The organism is Segnochrobactrum spirostomi (genome assembly GCF_009600605.1).
Classification (GTDB): domain Bacteria; phylum Pseudomonadota; class Alphaproteobacteria; order Rhizobiales; family Segnochrobactraceae; genus Segnochrobactrum; species Segnochrobactrum spirostomi.
The window spans coordinates 1,543,703-1,561,014 of sequence record NZ_VWNA01000001.1 but is presented as its reverse complement, the minus strand read 5'-3'; the positions used below and the strand labels follow the sequence as shown (position 1 = coordinate 1,561,014).

Below are 17,312 nucleotides of genomic sequence, written 5' to 3'. Positions count from 1 at the left end.
ACGAACATGGCGACGGAAATCCGCGTCCCCACCCTCGGTGAATCGGTCACCGAGGCGACCATCGGCCAGTGGTTCAAGAAGGCCGGCGATGCCATCGCGGCCGACGAGGCGTTGGTCGAGCTCGAGACGGACAAGGTCACCATCGAGGTCCCGGCACCGTCCGCGGGCGTGCTCAGCGAGGTCCTGGTGAAGGCGGGCGACACCGTCGCCGTCGGCACCCTGCTCGGCACCATCGACGCCGCCGGGGCCGCCGCGGCTCCGGCCAAGGCCGCCGAGCCGGCGAAGCCGGCCGCTCCGGCGCCGGCCCCGGTCGCAGCCCCCGTCAAGGCCGCGCCGGCCGACGCCCCGCTCGCCCCCTCGGTGCAGAAGCTCGTGACCGAAACCGGTCTCGACGCCGGCGCGATCGACGGCAGCGGCAAGGGCGGTCGGCTCACGAAGGGCGACGTGCTCGCCGCCATCGAGCGCACCGCCCAGGCGCCCGCCGCCGCGCCGGCCCCGGCCGCCGCGCCGCGCGCGCCGGTTGCCGCCGACGATGCCTCCCGCGAAGAGCGGGTGCGCATGACCAAGCTGCGCCAGACCATCGCCCGCCGTCTCAAGGACGCGCAGGCCAACGCCGCCATGCTGACGACGTTCAACGACGTCGACATGGGCGCCGTGATGGATCTCCGGAAGGACTACAAGGACCTGTTCGAGAAGAAGCACGGCGTCCGCCTCGGCTTCATGGGCTTCTTCGTGAAGGCCGTGATCCAGGCGCTGCGCGACGTGCCGGCGGTCAATGCCGAAATCGACGGGACCGATCTCGTCTACAAGAACTATTACCACATCGGCGTCGCGGTCGGCACCGAGAAGGGCCTCGTGGTGCCGGTGGTGCGCAACGCGGACGGCCTCTCGGTCGCCGGCATCGAAAAGAAGATCAACGATTTCGGCCGCCGCGCCCGCGACGGGCAGCTCGGCATCGACGAGATGCAGGGCGGCACCTTCACCATCTCGAACGGCGGCGTCTACGGCTCGCTGATGTCGACGCCGATCCTCAACGCGCCGCAATCGGGCATTCTCGGCATGCACCGCATCGAGGAGCGGCCGGTCGTGCGCAACGGCCAGATCGTCGCCCGCCCGATGATGTATCTGGCGCTCTCCTACGATCACCGCGTCATCGACGGCAAGGAAGCGGTCACCTTCCTCGTCCGCGTCAAGGAAGCGATCGAGGACCCGCAGCGCCTCGTCCTCGACCTCTGATCCGGCCATCCGGCACCATCGAGCGCGGCCCCGCTTCGCGGGCGCCGCGCTCGGCGTTTGAGGGAAGGCCTTTCAGGCCGCCGTCGCGCTCCCGCTGATGCCGCAGGGCTCGGGCAAGCTTGGCGTGCCACGATGCGTGTGGTCGCCCGCCGGCGTGCCGCGGTTCCCCCGCGGAGCGTTGCACGGCACGCGGATCGGCCCTGCGAGATCGGCCTTTTCCCCGTCTTGTCCGAAACGGCGACGGGCTCTAGATCAGCGCTCGTTCAGCGGCCTCGATTCCGGGGCGATCGAAACCGGTCGTTAACCGAGTCGGCCGCTGATCTATACGGAGATGGTGGGTTGCACTGCCCGCCATAATTCCGTCCCCGGTTCTGGCGCACCACCGCGCCGGGACTGGCCAGTGCAGGACGAACCAGGAAATGTCTGAAGTATCCAAGATTGTGGCGGTCGACGTCGTTCGCCACGGCGTACTGCAAATCCGCTGGGACGATGGCTACACCGCGCCCGTCGATCTGAAGTGGATCATCGCCCGCGGCGGTGTCTATGCCTTTCTCAAGGACCCGGTCGCCTTCTCCCACGTGCTGACCTCCCGCGATGGGCGCTCGGTGCTGTGGAGCGATCCGGACGGCGACATCATCTCGATTGGTGCCGACGCGCTGCGCGCCCGCGCCGCGGCCGCCACGGCGGTCGATATCGCGGCCTGATTTCGGTCGCCGGACCTCCGTCCGGCGATCCTTGCCTCGACCGAAGCCCGACGTTCGCGAGCCGAGCGCCGGGCTTCGTCGTTTCGGTGCGCCCGTTCTCGCCAGACGGCGCGGCCGCCGGGGTTGCCGTCGCTGCGGGCAGGGCGCACGATGAGCCACTTCCGTCTGCCTCCGGTTTACGATGACCCGCTTCCACCTCGATCCTCGGCTGTCCGGCGACACCACGCCGGTCGTCGAACTCCCGCTCTCGCTCGTGCTCCTGCATCACGACGCCAATTATCCGTGGACCATTCTGGTGCCGCGGGTGCCGGAAGCCATCGAGATCGCCGACCTCTCTGCGGCGCAGCGGGCGGTGCTGACCGAGGAGATCGTGATGGTCGGCGACGCGGTGCGCGGCCTGACCGGCTGCCACAAGCTCAACGTCGCCGCGCTCGGCAATCAGGTGCCGCAATTGCACGTCCACGTCATCGGCCGCTTCCGCGACGATCCCGCCTGGCCGGGCCCGGTCTGGGGCGCGGCGGCGCCGAATCCTCGTTCGCTTGAAGCCCGCGACGCGCTCATCGAAGCGTTGCGCCAGCGCCTCGCCCCGGCGGAATAAGTGCGGCGGGGTGCGTGTCCGCACCGGTCGGCCGGCGTGCGCATTTCCCCACGTCTGAAAGCGCTCTAAAACACGTCGCGATGGCGTCCGCTCGGCCTTGTCGCGGCGGATGCGAAGCCATCCCCAGCGGAAGCCCCCGACGCGCGGAAGCCCCATGCCCCTCGACTTTCCCGAGATCGAATATTCCCACGAGGTCGGCTATTCGCTGTCGCGGATCGATCGGATGGCGGCGAAGCGTCCCGACGCGGCGTTCCTCGAGGCCGCCCGCGCCGCACCCGGCACCGGCTTCGTGCTGTTCGCCGGCGACCGGGTCGTCGTCGACGATGCCGCCGGGCCCCATCCGCACATCGTCCACAGCCGGTCGCACGCTCTCGACCTCGGGGTCGACCTCGCCGAGACCGTCTTTCTCGGCGCCGAGGGCGGCGCCGTGCGTTTTGCCGGCGCGATCGACCCGGACCGCGCGGCCGCGACCGGCACGCCGCTCGGCGAGATCCGCAACCTCGCGGCCCAGGCCGCACTCGGCGCCCACGATCTCGGCCTGCTCGCCCAGGCCCGCAGCCTCGTCCACTGGCACCGCACCCATGGGTTCTGCTCGGTGTGCGGCACCAAGAGCCACCTGGCCGAAGGCGGCTATCGGCGCGACTGCCCGTCGTGCGGCGCGGCGCATTTTCCCCGCACGGACCCGGTCGCGATCATGCTCGCCGTCCGCGGCGATTTCTGTCTGATGGGCCGCCAGCCGCGCTTCGCGCCCGGCATGTATTCGTGCCTCGCCGGCTTCATCGAACCCGGCGAGACGATCGAGGACGCGGTGCGCCGCGAGATCCACGAGGAAGCCGGTATCCGCACCGGGCGCGTGCGCTATCTCGCCAGCCAGCCCTGGCCGTTCCCCTCTTCGCTGATGATCGGCTGCCTCGTCGAAGCCGCGAGCGAATCGATCGTCATCGACGAAGCCGAACTCGAAGACGCCCGCTGGTTCTCCCGCGACGAGGTCGTGGCGATGATCGAGGGCCGTCACGAAGCCGGGCTGACCGTCCCGCCGCCCTTCGCCATCGCCCACCGTCTCATCCGTTTCTGGTGTGACATCACGGCCTGAACACAGTCACAAAGCTTCGTCCAAGCGTCACGCAAGTGTCATGTGCGAGTGTCTCTATCCTGCGGGCGTCCGCAAAGGGCGCGGCTGACGGTATTCCGGGGACGACAAAATGGCTGAAGCGGCGGTCGCTCATCGCAGCGCGCGTGACAAGATGGACGCCAAACCGGCGCCCACCGCGATCCTCGTATTTCTGGTCGTGCTGTGCGGCGGCCTGATTTTCACGGCGTACTCGATCTGGTCCGACGTGTCGGCGACCGGTGACCCGCTCACCTTCCTGCCGTTCCTGCTGCTCGGCATCGCGCTTCTGATCGCGCTCGCCTTCGAGTTCGTGAACGGCTTCCACGACACCGCGAACGCGGTCGCGACCGTCATCTACACCCATTCCCTGCCGCCCCATTTCGCGGTCGTCTGGTCGGGGATGTGGAACTTCCTCGGCGTGCTGTTCTCGAGCGGCGCCGTCGCCTTCTCGATCGTGTCGCTGCTGCCGGTCGAGCTCATCCTCAATGTCGGCTCCGGCGCCGGCATGTCGATGGTGTTCGCGCTCCTCATCGCCGCGATCATCTGGAATCTCGGGACCTGGTTCTTCGGCCTGCCGGCGTCGAGCTCGCACACGCTGATCGGCTCGATCATCGGCGTCGGCGTCGCCAATCAGCTCATGAACGGCGCGGGCGGCACGTCGGGTGTCGATTGGGGCCAGGCCGCGAACATCGGCTATTCGTTGCTGCTGTCGCCGATCATCGGCTTCGCCGCCTCGGCGCTGCTCCTCCTGTCGCTCAAGGTGCTGATCCGCAATCCCGAGCTCTACCGTGAGCCGAAGGGCCACAAGCCGCCGCCGTCTTGGATCCGCGGCCTCTTGATCCTGACCTGCACCGGCGTGTCCTTCGCGCACGGCTCGAACGACGGCCAGAAGGGCATGGGTCTCATCATGCTCATCCTGATCGGCATCGTGCCGACGACCTATGCCCTGAACCGCGCCGTCGATGCCCAGGACGTCAACCAGTTCCGCGCGGTGACGACGGCGACCATCGATTCGCTTCAGGCCTATACCAACGGCGTCGCCGCCCCGGCGAACGCCCACGACAGCCTGCTCGCCTATATCCGCGACAAGAAGCTCGCGCCCGACACGGTGCCGGCCCTGATCGTGGTGTCGGACCAGATCTCCAAGCAGGTCGCGTCCCTGTCGAGCCTGTCCCAGGTGCCCGCCGCCGCGGTCCAGAACGTCCGCAACGACATGTACCTGACGACGGAAACCATCCGCCTGATGCTGAAGGCGAAGAACCCGGCCTTCGACGCCGCGACGGTGACCAACCTGCGCGCCATGGAGAAGGGCCTCGACAAGGCGACCAAGTACATTCCGCTCTGGGTCAAGGTCTCCGTCGCCATCGCCCTCGGCCTCGGCACCATGATCGGCTGGAAGCGCATCGTCGTCACCGTCGGCGAGAAGATCGGCAAGTCGCACCTGACCTACGCCCAGGGCGCCTCGGCCGAGGTCGTCGCGATGCTGACGATCGGCGCCGCCGACGTGTTCGGCCTTCCGGTCTCCACCACCCACGTGCTGTCGTCGGGCGTCGCCGGCACCATGGCGGCCAACAAGTCGGGCCTCCAGATGAGCACGGTGCGCAACCTCATCCTCGCCTGGGTGCTGACGTTGCCGGCTGCGATCGTGCTCTCGGCGCTGCTCTATTATTTCTTCCACAGCGTGATGTGAGAACGGCGGGGCCCGCCCGCTTCGTGCCGATATCCCGTGGTGTTGCCGCGACGCCCCGCCTCGGCGGGGCGTTCGCATTTCGCGGATCGGCGCCGTTGACCGTCGGGACCGACGGGTCTAAGGAACAGAGCAAGACCCGTGGTGATTTGGCCGGCCGGCTTGCAGCCACGTTAAACAACTCGCTAAAAGGCCGAGTGGGACTCCGTGGTTCGGCCCGCCTTCGCTCGGAAGGCTTTCCCCGATCATCGCAAGCCCGGCTCGGCTCTGGTCGGCCGGGTTTTTTGATGTCCCGGAGGTCCCGATGGCCCAGTCTCCCGTTCCCCCCGCCGCCGCACCCCGCCGCTTTCGTCCCGCGACTGAGGTCGTGCACGGCGGCACCCTGCGGTCCCAGTTCTCCGAAACCTCCGAGAGCCTGTTCCTCACCCAGGGCTTCGTCTATCCGACCGCCGAGGCGGCCGAAGCCCGCTTCAAGGGCGACGATCCGGGCTTCATCTATTCGCGGTTCTCGAACCCGACCGTCGCGATGTTCGAGGAGCGCATGGCGCGCCTCGAAGGCGCCGAGGATGCCCGCGCCACCGCGAGCGGCATGGCGGCCGTCACCGCGGCCCTGTTCTGCATGCTCAAGGCCGGCGACCATGTCGTGGCGCCGCGCGCCATGTTCGGCTCGTGCCTCTACGTTATCGAGGAATTGCTGCCGCGCTACGGCGTCGCCTCGACGCTGATCGACGGCAAGGACCTCGATCAGTGGCGGGCGGCGGTGCAGCCGAACACCCGCGCCTTCTTCCTGGAGACGCCGACCAACCCGACCCTCGAGATCGTCGACATCGCCGGCGTCGCCGCGATCGCCAAGGCGAGCGGCATCACGACGATCGTCGACAACGTGTTCGCGACGGCGCTGCACCAGTCGCCGCTCGAACTCGGCGCCGACGTCGTCGTCTATTCGGCGACCAAGCACATCGACGGCCAGGGCCGCTGTCTCGGCGGCGTCATCCTGTCGAGCAAGCAGTGGATCGCCGATCACCTGCACAATTATCTGCGCCAGACCGGCCCGTCGCTGTCGCCCTTCAATGCCTGGGTGCTGCTCAAGGCGCTCGAGACCTTCCCCCTGCGCGTCGAGCGCCAGACCGCCTCGGCCGCGCGCCTCGCCGACCATCTCGCCGGCACGCCCGGCATCGCCAGGCTGATCTATCCGGGCCGGGCCGATCATCCGCAGGCCGCGCTCGTGAAGCGGCAGATGCGCGCCGGCTCGACCCTGATCGCGTTCGAATTCACCGGCGGCAAGGCGGCGGCGTTCGCGTTCTCGAACGCGCTGGAACTCGTCAAGATTTCCAACAATCTCGGCGACGCCAAGAGCCTCATCACCCACCCCTCGACCACCACGCACCAGCGGCTCACGCCCGAGGCGCAGGCGGCGCTCGGCATCAATGCCGGGCTGCTGCGCCTGTCGGTCGGTCTCGAGGACGTCGAGGATCTGATCGAGGACATCGACCGCGGCCTCGCCGCGGCCGCCGCGGTCTCGCCGGCCTCCGCCGACGCGGCCGCCTGACACTGGGAAGGGATGCGGACTTGAACGACGACGCCTTGACGCGCGTGAGCCTCGAAGACGGGAGCGGCGAGGTCGCCTTTCTCGTCAGCACGCCGGCGGGGGCCTCCAAGGGCACGCTGCTGCTCGCCCACGGTGCCGGGGCGGCGATGGATTCCTCGTTCATGAACCGCTTCGCGGGCCACGCCACGATCGCGGGCGTGACGGTGATGCGCTTCGAGTTCCGCTACATGGCGGAGCGCCGGGACAGCGGCCGCAAGCGGCCACCCCCGGCGGCGGAGAAGCTCGTCGGCGAGTTCAGGGCAGCGCTCGGCGCAGCCCTGCGCATGACCGAAGGACCGTTCGTGATCGGTGGCAAGTCGCTCGGCGGCCGCGTCGCGGCGATGGTGGCCGGGCTCGACCTCGATCCCCGCGTCGGTGCGGTCGTCTGCCTGGGCTATCCGTTCCATGCGGCCGGCGATGTCGGCGTCACCCGCCTCGCCCCCCTCGAGGCGCTGCGCATTCCCGCCCTCGTCGTTCAGGGCGAGCGCGATCCGTTCGGCGACCGCAAGGAGATCGAGGCGTTGCCCGCGCTTCCGAAGGTCCGCTTCGTCTGGTCGGAAGACGGCAGCCACGACCTCGCCCCCCGTGGCGGCTCTCCCGCGACCTGGGACGGCAACCTCCGCGACGCCGCCCAAGCCGCCGCCGCGCTGATCGGCTGAGGCAAGCCGACGGCCTCTTCGACCCCTCTCCTGCCAAGGGGACAGACCGTCGAAGCCGGTCAGGGAGGCCGGCGCACGTTAAGCGCGCCGCAGCCGCGGGCGAGGTGCTTTCGGGGTCTTCGCGGCGAGCCATCGCGCCCAGCCCGAACCCCACCCCGGCGCTGCGCGCCAACCCTCCTCTGCACGGGAGGGGTAGGCGCCGTGACATGCGGCAGGTGGCGGCCCGCCCGTTTGCCTACCCCCACAGAACCATTGCGACAGCCGTCGGGGCCGGGGCTTGAGTCCCGGGGCGGTCCGGTCGACACTCCCCCCGCCTCAGGCGCACGCGAGATGCGCCGGCGGTGCGATCGGTCGTTCGATCCGGGAGGAATTGCGTGCTTACGAGACGAATCCGTCTGTCTTCCGTCGTTCTCTTTGCGCCCCCGTTGGCGGGCGAAGGGCGAGGGCCCGTCCGCGCGCTGATCGGCGCCGGGCTTGTCGCGCTCGGTCTCCTGCCCGGCCTCGCCCAGGCCGCAGACCTGCCGCCCTTCGACCAGCCGGAAGCCCGCGTGCAGGCAATCCTGCCGGACTTCGAAGCCTATCTCACCAAGGGCATGAAGGCGTTCGACGTGCCGGGCGTGGCGGTCGCCATCGCGACGGGCGAGCGCACCATCTACGCCAAGGGCTTCGGCGTCCGCGGCAAGGACGACGGCCGCCCCGTCGATTCCAGCACGGTGTTCCAGATCGGCTCCGCCACCAAGGCCATCCTCGGCACGACGATGGCCATGATGGTCGATCGCGGCAAGCTCAAGTGGGACGCCCGCGTCGTCGATCTCGATCCGGACTTCCAACTCTCCGACCCCTGGGTGACACGCGAATTCCGCGTCTACGACCTGATCGCCCAGCGCAGCGGCCTGCCGCCTTATGCGAACGACATGCTGTCCGCCCTCGGCTACGGCCCCGACGCGCTGAAGCGCTCGCTGCGCACCGTCGAGCCGGTGTCGAGCTTCCGCAGCCAGTTCGCCTACACCAACATCACCCACCTGTTCGCCGGCGACATCGTCGCCAAGGCGGCCGGCGACAAGAGCTGGAACGACACCGCCAAGCGCGAGATCGTCGACTCCCTCGACATGCCGTCGACGAGCTTCACCGCGGCGGCGATCGAGGCGGCGCCGGACCATGCGACCGGCCACGCCTGGCGGCCCGAGGGCTCCAAGCCGATCCCGTTCGATCCCGCGTTCCCCTACGTCCTCGGGCCGGCGGGCAACGTCAATTCGAGCGCCGCCGACATGGCGAAGTGGGTGCGGCTGCAACTCGGCGACGGCTTCTTCGAGCGCAAGCCGGTGGTGAGCGCGCAGAACCTCGCCTACCAGCGCACCCCGAAGGTCGCGATCAACGAGACGATGAGCTACGCGCTCGGCTGGGTCGTCACCGCGATGCCCGGCGGCCGGGTGCTCTGGCACAACGGCGGCACCAACGGCTTCGGTGCCCATGTCGGCCTGCTGCCGGAGCGCGGCGTCGGCATCGTGATCCTGACCAACGAGCAGAACCAGGGCTTCCCGGACGCCGTCGCGACCTGGTTCTACCAGCGTTATCTCGGCGAGGACCCGACCGATTGGGTCGACCGCGCGCTCACCACCGCCCGGGTCCGCGCGAGCGAGGACGAGCAGAATCTCGTGGCCCCGAGCGCGCCCGCGCCGTTGCCGGCCGCGTCCGACGTCGCCGGCCATTATACCAATCCGGCGCTCGGCACCCTCGAACTCGCCGCCGACGGCGACGGCCTCGCGATGCGGCTAGAGGAGACCGGCGCCGTGCTGACGCTGAAGCCGTGGAGCGGGGCGGTCTACACCTTCGCCCTGAAGCCGGAAGGCCGCTTCGCGGTGACCGCCGCGCAGGGCGACACGGGTCCGGCCGGCTTCGCCCAGTTCGTGATGGACAAGACCGGCCGCCTCTCCGACCTCGAATGGAAGATGGCCGGCCAGTCCTTCACCTTCACGCGGGTGGATTGAGGACGGGGGAGAGCGTGCGGTTCGAGGGTGGCGGCCAGTGAGGCAGGGAGCCGCAAGCCCTCCTTAGAGCCCGCCACGGGCAATGCCCTCTCCGTCGTCATCCTCGCCCCTGTGGCGAGGATACAGGGGCGGCACGCACTGTGTTTTCGGCCCCTGGGTCCGCGGGAAAAGCCCGCGGATGACTTCGGATGGGCTGTGAGCGCCCCTTCACTTGAGCATCCGCTCAAGTGAGAATTTCTTGCATCGGCTTGTTCGCCGACCCCGACCCGCGCCATGCTCGCCTTTCAGAAAAGCCGAACGGCTTCGCATGAGGGGTCAGAGATGGATGAGGTGTTCGCCCGGCGCGATCTGATCGCGCCTGCGCGGCTGAGGGAGCTCAGCGTCAAATCGGATTGGACCGGCTTCGCCCAGCTCGGCAGCCATGTCGGGGCGATCCTCGTCACCGGCACCGCGCTCGCCTTCGCGTGGGGCACGTGGTTCGCCGTGCCGATCTTCATCGTGCACGGCGTGCTCATCAACTTCCTCTATGCCGGCCAGCACGAGCTGAGCCATGCCACCGTCTTCAAGACCAAGCGGCTCAACGAGATCTTCGGCCGGCTGTTCGGCTTCGTGCTGATCTATCCGCGCGACTTCGACCAGATCCAGCACTTCGCCCACCACCGCTACACCCAGGAATGGGCGCGCGACGGGGAGCTCGCCCGGCCGCCCTACACCTTCACGTCCTATCTGATGTGGCTGCTCGGCCCGAGCTATTGGTCGTCCCGCGTCCGCCGGGTCGCGCGCTTCGCCTGTGGCATCGTCGTGGAGCCCTACATCCCGGAGAACCGCAAGGCCGACGTGATCCGCGAGGGGCGCTGGCACGCGGCCGGCTACGGCGCGATCGCGGTCGTCTCGGTCGCCACCGGAAGCTGGGCCGCCATGACTCTGTGGCTCGCCCCGATGATGCTGACCAAGGTCGTCCATCAATTGCAGAACACGATCGAGCATCTCGGCCTCGCCCACGAGGCGAACATCATCGAGAACACCCGTTCGACCCGCACCAACCCGCTGATGCGCTGGCTGTGCTGGAACATGCAGTACCACACCGCCCACCACGCCTTCCCCGGCGTGCCGTTCAAGAAGCTGCCCGATCTCGACCGGGAGATCTTCGCCAAGAACGGCATCGAGCCGCACCGCATGGGCTATCTCGCCTTTCAGGCCGCCGTCCTGAAGGCGCTGTGGAAGGGCGACGAGACCTTCTATCCCGACGATGAGCCGTGGATCGTCGCTGCCGACGACCCGCGCGCCGGAGCGCCCGCCCGTGCCTGAACTCGAAATCTACCAATCCCTGTGGGCGACCGAGCTGCGCCGCCCCGGCGTGCCCGAGGCGCCCGTCGCCGAGCGCTTCGAGCGGGTCAAGGCGGCGGGCTATGACGGGCTCGCCATCGATCTCGGCGCCATGGACTTGGCGGCGGCGCGCGAGACGGTGCCGCTTTATGCCCGCACCGGGCTCAAGGGGCTGCTCACCGCCTTTCCCCGCTCGATCGAGGAGCTGCGCCCCGCGCTCCACCTCGCGAAGGACATCGGCTCGCCCTATGTCGTCGTGGTCGGACAGGTGATGCCCGTCCGCGTCGAGGACATGATCCCGGTGATCCGCGCCTGGCTCGCTTTGGCGCGGGAGGAAGGCGTCCCGATCCAGTTCGAGACCCACCGCAACTGCATCACCAACGACCTCTACGCGACGCTCCAGCTCATCGACGCGATCCCGCAGATGCGGCTCGCCGCCGACCTCTCCCATTATGTGGTCGACCGCGAGATGATGTTTCCGATCCCCGCGGAGACGCTCGCGCAGGTGAGCCGCATCCTCGCCCGCTCGGATTCGTTCCAGGGCCGGGTCGCGACGCGCAATCAGGTGCAGGTGCCGATCGCCTTCCCGCAGCACAAGCGCTGGCTCGATCTCTTCCTCGGCTGGTGGCGTGAGGGCTTCGAGGGCTGGCGGGCGCGGGCGGCGGCGGACGACACCCTGATCTTCCTCTGCGAGCTCGGGCCGACCGAATATGCCATCACCGGCGCGGACGGGCTCGAATTGTCCGACCGCTGGGAGGAGGCGCTGGAACTGAGGCGGCTTGCCCGGGAGATCTGGGCCGATCTCGACCGCGCCGCGGCGGCCTGAGCGGCCGTCGCCTTCTTCAGCCCATGCCGGCCTCGCCGAAGGCGGCGAGGATGGCTTGCAGCAAGGCCTGGGCCGCGGCCGACGGCCGGGCCGATTTCTTCATCATGGCGTAGAACATGTTCTCGCCGCGGAAGCGCTGCGGCAGCACCTCGCGCAATTCCCCACGGACGACCCAGCTTTCCGCATAATGGGGCGGCAGGAAGCCGAGATGCCGCCCGCTGAGGATGAGCAGGACGCGGGTGTCGAGGTTGGAGGCGCGCGCGGTCGAGGGAAAGCCGGCGACGAGGGCGGCGAAGGCGGGGTCGTCGGTGACGCTCGGGCGCACGAGAGGGTGGGTCCGCACCTCGTCCTCCCGCGGGGCGTCGTCCTCGAACAGGGGATGGCCGCGCCCGCAATAGAGCCGCAGTTCCTCGGAAAAGAGCGGGATCATTTCGAGCGTCGCGACCGGGCGCGGCACGACCGAGATCCCGAGATCGCCGTCGCCTTCGAGGAGGGCGCGCTCGACCCCCGCCGGCGTCGCCGATTCGATGCGCACCTCGACCTCCGGGTGGCGCGTCGAGAAGCGGCCGAGGGCCTCGGCGAGCGGATCGGCTGCGACGGAGACGATGTTGTCGACGACCATCAGCGAGACCGTGCCGGTGAGCCGGCGCACCGCGCCCGCCACCCGCTCGCGGAACTTGTCGAGGTCGGCGAAGAGCTGGAGCGCGGCGAGATAGACGATCTGTCCCTCGTTGGTGAGGCCGAACCCGGCCCGCCCGCGGGTGCAGAGCCGCGCGCCGAGCCGCTCCTCGAGATGAGTGAGGTCGAGGCTGATCGCCGACTTCGTCTTGTCGAGCGCGACCTCCGCGGCAGCGAAACCGCCGTGATCGACCAGCGTCTTGAAGACGCGCAGGAGCCGCAGGTCGCCGTCCGACACGGCGCCGCGGAAGATGCGCATCCCCGCCGGCGCCTTCGCCGCGACGGTGCGTGCCGCTGCGCCGGCGGTCGGCGGCGTGCCGGGCTCGCGCGCGGCGACGGACGTCTCGGGCGGGGCTTTGGCGCGCAGAGGAATGCTCCGGGGACGGCCGGCCTCATTCGGGCCGTTGCCTCCGACGCTATGGCATGACGCGCGGTTTGCAAATCGTCCGATCGGTAAGGGCGTGTTGTGTGCGGTTCCCCTTCCCTTTTCCCCGCATACGGGGAGGAGGGAAGGGGCGGTGTGAACCGATCGCTGCGCCTCAGCGGGCGCTGGTGCTGCACCCGCCGAACGCGCTCAGACGAGCTTGGCGTCGAGATGGATCTCGAGGGCGGCGAGCGCCTTGGAGACGGGGCAGTTCGCCTTGGCGTCGGCGGCGATCTTGGCGAAGGTGTCGGCATCGATGCCCGGCACCGAGGCTTCGGTGGCGAGATCGACGCGGGTGATCGAGAAGCCCCCGCCGCTCGGGCCGAAATGGATTGTGGCGTCGGTGTGGATGCGCTCCGGCGGGTGGCCCGCTTCGGTCAGCGCCGCCGACAGCGCCATCGAGAAGCAGCCGGCGTGAGCCGCGGCGATGAGTTCCTCGGGATTGGTGCCGACGCCGTTCTCAAAGCGCGAGCTGAAGGAATATTGCCCTTCGAACGCGCCGCTGCCGAGCTTCACGCGGCCCTTGCCGCCCTTCAGGTCGCCGGTCCATTCGGCCTCGGATTTGCGGGTCGCCATGGGTCGTCCTCTCAGTGCAAGGAATCGGGGGAGGGATCAGATCAAGGGATCGAACGGTTCGAACGCCGCAGAGCGCTGCTGCCCGCGAGCGCAGGGCGAACGCGGGCGTGGGACGAAGGTTCCCGCGCTTGATGCCCGACGTCTCAAAAAGTCGGCGGCGTGCAGGCGCTGACGATCTCGCAGGGCTCCGGCCCGACGCAGCGGAAGGAATGCGGCCGGCGCGATTCGAAATAATAGGCGTCGCCCGGGCCCAGGATGCGGCGCTCGTCGTCCACCGTCACCTCGAGCCGTCCCCTCAGGATGATGCCGCCCTCCTCGCCGTCGTGGACGAGCGGCACCCGGCCCGTCGAGGCGTTCGGCTCGTAGCGCTCCTTGAGGATCTGGAGCGCGCGCCCGAACATGGTCTCGCCGACCTGACGGTAGGAGATGCCGCCCTTGCCGATCTCGACGAGCTCCTCCGCCCGGTAGAACGCCTTGCGCGGGGCGTCCGGCTCGATCGCGAAGAACTCGGCGAGCCCGATCGGAATGCCGTCGAGGATGCGCTTGAGCGCCCCGACCGACGGGTTCATCTGGTTCGATTCGATGAGCGAGATCGTGGAGTTCGTCACGCCCGCGCGCTTGGCGAGTTCGCGCTGGGAGAGCCCTTTCAGGCCGCGCACATGGCGCAGCCGCGCCCCGACATCGACGCTCATGCGTTCCGTTCCGTCCGTTGGCTGTTCAGGGTGTTGCGGATCGCACAAACACGCCTCCGCCCACTGAGCGATTACAGCAACTTGGCGGCGGCGAGAAAAGGGCTTGTTGCGTCTTTTCGAGCATGCTCCCACACTTGCCCGAGGCTCCCGTCCCGGAGCCGCGAAATTGTCCGGAGCCGCCCCCATGAACGCCCCCCAGACCACCAACCGCGCGCATCTCGATGCCTTCTGGATGCCGTTCACGGCGAACCGGCAGTTCAAGGCCGATCCGCGCCTGCTCGCGAGCGCGGCCGGCATGCACTACACGGCCGTCGACGGCCGCAGCGTGCTCGACGGCACGGCGGGCCTGTGGTGCGTGAATGCCGGCCACGGCCGCAAGGAAATCTCCGAGGCGGTCGGCAAGCAACTCGCCACCCTCGATTTCGCCCCGACCTTCCAGATGGGCCATCCGCTCGCCTTCGACTTCGCGACGCGGCTCGCGGAGATCGCGCCGGGCGGGCTCGACCGCATCTTCTTCACCAACTCGGGCTCCGAGTCGGTCGACACCGCCCTCAAGATCGCGATCGCCTACCAGCGCGCGATCGGGCAGGGCACCCGCACCCGCCTGCTCGGGCGCGAGCGCGGCTATCACGGCGTCGGCTTCGGCGGCATCTCGGTCGGCGGCATCGTCAACAACCGCCGCGTCTTCCCGCAGGTGCCGGGCTCCGACCACCTGCGCCACACCCTCGACATTCCCCGCAACGGTTTTTCGCGCGGCGTACCTGAGTACGGCATCGAGCTCGCCGAGGACCTGGAGCGTCTGGTCGCCCTCCACGGCGCGGAGACCATCGCCGCTCTGATCATCGAGCCGGTCGCCGGCTCGACCGGCGTCATCCTGCCGCCGAAGGGCTATCTCGAGCGCATCCGCGCGATCTGCGACAAGTACGGCATCGTGCTGATCTTCGACGAGGTCATCTCCGGCTTCGGCCGCCTCGGCACGCCGTTCGCGGTCGATTATTTCGGCGTGGTGCCGGACCTCGTCACCGCCGCCAAGGGCCTCACCAACGGCGTCGTTCCGATGGGCGCGGTGTTCTCGAGCCGCAAGATCCATGATGCGCTGATGGTCGGGCCGGAGAACGCCATCGAGCTGTTCCACGGCTACACCTATTCGGGCAACCCGGCCGCCTGCGCCGCCGGCCTCGCCACCCTCGACATCTATGCCCGCGAGGGGCTGCTGACCCGCGGCGCCGAGCTCGCCTCCTATTGGGAAGACGCGATGCACAGCCTGAAGGGGCTGCCGAACGTCATCGACATCCGCAATATCGGCCTCGTCGCCGGCATCGAGCTGCAGTCCCGCGACGGCGCGCCGGGCACGCGGGCCTACGACGTGTTCGTCGATTGCTTCAAGACCGGCCTCCTGACCCGCGTCACCGGCGACATCATCGCGCTGTCGCCGCCGCTGATCGTCGAAAAGTCCCACATCGACACCATCGTCTCGGTGCTCGGCGACGCCCTGAAGCGCGCCGCCTGAGCCACCCAATCCGACCCGTGAGGCCGGGCCCGCGCGCCCGGCCTTGCGCTGCTTTCAAGGCCCCGCGACGCGATCGCCGGCGGCCCCAGAACCCTCCAGGGAGACTTCGATGCCCACCGAGATCCAGCACTTCGTCGGCGGCCGCCGCGTCGCCGGCACCAGCGGGCGCACCGCGCCGGTCTACAACCCGGCGACCGGCGAACAGACCGGTTCCGTGGCCCTCGCCTCGACCGCCGATGTCGGTGCCGCCGTCGAGGTCGCCGCCCGTGCCGCCCCGGGCTGGGCGGACGTCACGCCGCTGCGCCGCGCGCGCATCCTGAACAAGTTCCTCCGCATCCTCGAGGAGCGCACCGACGACCTCGCCGCTGCCATCACCGCCGAGCACGGCAAGGTCTTGTCGGACGCCAAGGGCGAGGTTCAGCGCGGCATCGAGGTCGTCGAGTTCGCCACCGCCGCGCCGATCCTGCTCAAGGGCGAGGTGACGGAGAATGTCGGCACGCGGGTCGATTCCCACTCGCTGCGCCAGCCGCTCGGCGTCGTCGCCGGCATCACGCCGTTCAATTTCCCGGCCATGGTGCCGATGTGGATGTTCCCGGTGGCGCTCGCCTGCGGCAACACCTTCATCCTGAAGCCGTCCGAGCGCGATCCCTCCGCCTCGCTCCTGATCGCCGAGTGGCTCAAGGAAGCCGGCCTGCCGGACGGCGTCTTCAACGTCGTCCACGGTGACAAGGAGGCGGTCGACGCCCTCCTGACCCACCCGGACGTCAAGGCGGTGAGCTTCGTCGGCTCGACCCCGATCGCGCGCTACATCTACGAGACGGCGGCGCGCACTGGGAAGCGTTGCCAGGCGCTCGGCGGCGCCAAGAACCACATGATCGTCATGCCGGACGCCGACCTCGACCAGGCGGTCGATGCGCTGATGGGCGCCGCCTACGGTTCGGCCGGCGAGCGCTGCATGGCGATCTCGGTCGCCGTGCCGATCGGGCAGAAGACGGCGGACGCGCTGATCGAGCGCCTCGTGCCGCGCATCAACGCCCTGAAGATCGGTCCCGGCACCGACCCCGAGTCGGAGATGGGCCCGCTCGTCACCGCCCAGCACCTCGCCAAGGTGCGCTCCTATGTCGATCTCGGCGAGGCGGAGGGCGCCAAGCTCCTCGTCGACGGCCGCTCCTTCAAGCGCCAGGGCTACGAGAACGGCTACTTCATCGGCGGCACGCTGTTCGACCACGTGACGCCGGAGATGCGCATCTACAAGGAGGAGATCTTCGGGCCGGTGCTCGCGGTGACCCGCGCGGACGATTACGACACCGCGGCGCGGCTCATCAACGAGCACGAGTTCGGCAACGGCACGGCGATCTTCACCCGCGACGGCGACGCCGCCCGCGAGTTCGCCCACAAGATCCAGGTCGGCATGGTCGGCATCAACGTGCCGATCCCGGTGCCGATGGCGTTCCACTCCTTCGGTGGCTGGAAGGCCTCGCTGTTCGGCGACCACCACATGCACGGCCCCGAGGGCGTGCGTTTCTACACCAAGCTCAAGACCATCACGACCCGCTGGCCGACCGGCATCCGCGCCGGCGCCGACTTCGTGATGCCGACCATGAAGTGAGAACGGCGGGGCCGTCCGGCCCCTGCCTTCGCACCGATCACGGCGCCGCACCCTCCCCTGCCAGGGGACACGCCGAAGGCGTGACGGGGTGGGGTGGCGC

General features: G+C 69.1%; 15 protein-coding genes and 1 riboswitch. Of the genes, 12 read left to right on the top strand and 3 right to left on the bottom strand.

Going from position 1 to position 17,312, the window contains the following annotated elements:
- Positions 1-6 precede the first annotated feature (6 nt).
- From odhB to F0357_RS06950, 10 genes are all read left to right on the top strand, one after another.
- A complete protein-coding gene (gene odhB / locus F0357_RS06995; protein ID WP_153479687.1) occupies positions 7-1,236 on the top strand; it encodes a 2-oxoglutarate dehydrogenase complex dihydrolipoyllysine-residue succinyltransferase in 1,230 nt (409 codons plus the stop codon).
- A gap of 419 nt (positions 1,237-1,655) precedes the next feature.
- Entirely contained in the window at positions 1,656-1,940 is a 285-nt protein-coding gene (locus F0357_RS06990) for a DUF2442 domain-containing protein (RefSeq protein ID WP_153479686.1), read from the top strand.
- Between the two features lie 181 nt (positions 1,941-2,121).
- The gene (locus F0357_RS06985; protein WP_153479685.1) at positions 2,122-2,538 is read left to right on the top strand and encodes an HIT family protein; all 417 of its coding nucleotides are present in this window, start codon (positions 2,122-2,124) and stop codon (positions 2,536-2,538) included.
- Positions 2,539-2,692: 154 nt separating this feature from the next.
- Positions 2,693-3,631 carry an NAD(+) diphosphatase gene (gene nudC, locus F0357_RS06980; RefSeq protein ID WP_153479684.1) on the top strand — a complete coding sequence of 313 codons (939 nt, stop codon included), beginning with the start codon at positions 2,693-2,695 and terminating at the stop codon, positions 3,629-3,631.
- Between the two features lie 109 nt (positions 3,632-3,740).
- Positions 3,741-5,339 carry an inorganic phosphate transporter gene (locus F0357_RS06975; protein ID WP_153479683.1) on the top strand — a complete coding sequence of 533 codons (1,599 nt, stop codon included), beginning with the start codon at positions 3,741-3,743 and terminating at the stop codon, positions 5,337-5,339.
- 128 nt (positions 5,340-5,467) lie between these two features.
- Positions 5,468-5,545: riboswitch (SAM riboswitch) on the top strand.
- A 95-nt stretch (positions 5,546-5,640) separates the two neighbouring features.
- The gene (locus F0357_RS06970) at positions 5,641-6,885 is read left to right on the top strand and encodes an O-succinylhomoserine sulfhydrylase (protein ID WP_153479682.1); all 1,245 of its coding nucleotides are present in this window, start codon (positions 5,641-5,643) and stop codon (positions 6,883-6,885) included.
- Positions 6,886-6,905: 20 nt separating this feature from the next.
- Positions 6,906-7,583: an alpha/beta family hydrolase gene (locus F0357_RS06965; protein WP_246161391.1), complete on the top strand. Its 678-nt coding sequence runs from the start codon at positions 6,906-6,908 to the stop codon at positions 7,581-7,583.
- 374 nt (positions 7,584-7,957) lie between these two features.
- The gene (locus tag F0357_RS06960; RefSeq protein WP_153479681.1) at positions 7,958-9,571 is read left to right on the top strand and encodes a serine hydrolase; all 1,614 of its coding nucleotides are present in this window, start codon (positions 7,958-7,960) and stop codon (positions 9,569-9,571) included.
- A 321-nt stretch (positions 9,572-9,892) separates the two neighbouring features.
- On the top strand, positions 9,893-10,879 hold the full coding sequence (locus tag F0357_RS06955) for a fatty acid desaturase (RefSeq protein WP_153479680.1): 987 nt from the start codon (positions 9,893-9,895) through the stop codon (positions 10,877-10,879).
- Entirely contained in the window at positions 10,872-11,723 is an 852-nt protein-coding gene (locus F0357_RS06950; protein WP_312861489.1) for a sugar phosphate isomerase/epimerase family protein, read from the top strand. The genes F0357_RS06955 and F0357_RS06950 overlap by 8 nt, the downstream gene beginning before the upstream one ends.
- Before the next feature lie 16 nt (positions 11,724-11,739).
- Here the strand turns inward: F0357_RS06950 and F0357_RS06945 are convergent, their stop codons facing one another.
- The 3 genes from F0357_RS06945 to F0357_RS06935 all read right to left on the bottom strand — a co-directional run bounded on the left by F0357_RS06945 (position 11,740) and on the right by F0357_RS06935 (position 14,093).
- Complete coding sequence (locus tag F0357_RS06945; RefSeq protein ID WP_153479678.1) at positions 11,740-12,660, bottom strand: LysR family transcriptional regulator; 921 nt, start codon at positions 12,658-12,660, stop codon at positions 11,740-11,742.
- A gap of 315 nt (positions 12,661-12,975) precedes the next feature.
- Positions 12,976-13,401, bottom strand: a complete 426-nt coding sequence (locus F0357_RS06940) for an OsmC family protein (RefSeq protein WP_153479677.1) — start codon at positions 13,399-13,401, stop codon at positions 12,976-12,978.
- Positions 13,402-13,544: 143 nt separating this feature from the next.
- Positions 13,545-14,093 carry a cupin domain-containing protein gene (locus F0357_RS06935; protein WP_153479676.1) on the bottom strand — a complete coding sequence of 183 codons (549 nt, stop codon included), beginning with the start codon at positions 14,091-14,093 and terminating at the stop codon, positions 13,545-13,547.
- Between the two features lie 184 nt (positions 14,094-14,277).
- Between F0357_RS06935 and aptA the strand changes: the two genes are divergently transcribed.
- Entirely contained in the window at positions 14,278-15,603 is a 1,326-nt protein-coding gene (aptA, locus tag F0357_RS06930) for an omega-aminotransferase AptA (RefSeq protein WP_153479675.1), read from the top strand.
- A gap of 109 nt (positions 15,604-15,712) precedes the next feature.
- The gene (locus F0357_RS06925) at positions 15,713-17,212 is read left to right on the top strand and encodes a CoA-acylating methylmalonate-semialdehyde dehydrogenase (protein ID WP_153479674.1); all 1,500 of its coding nucleotides are present in this window, start codon (positions 15,713-15,715) and stop codon (positions 17,210-17,212) included.
- Positions 17,213-17,312 lie beyond the last annotated feature (100 nt).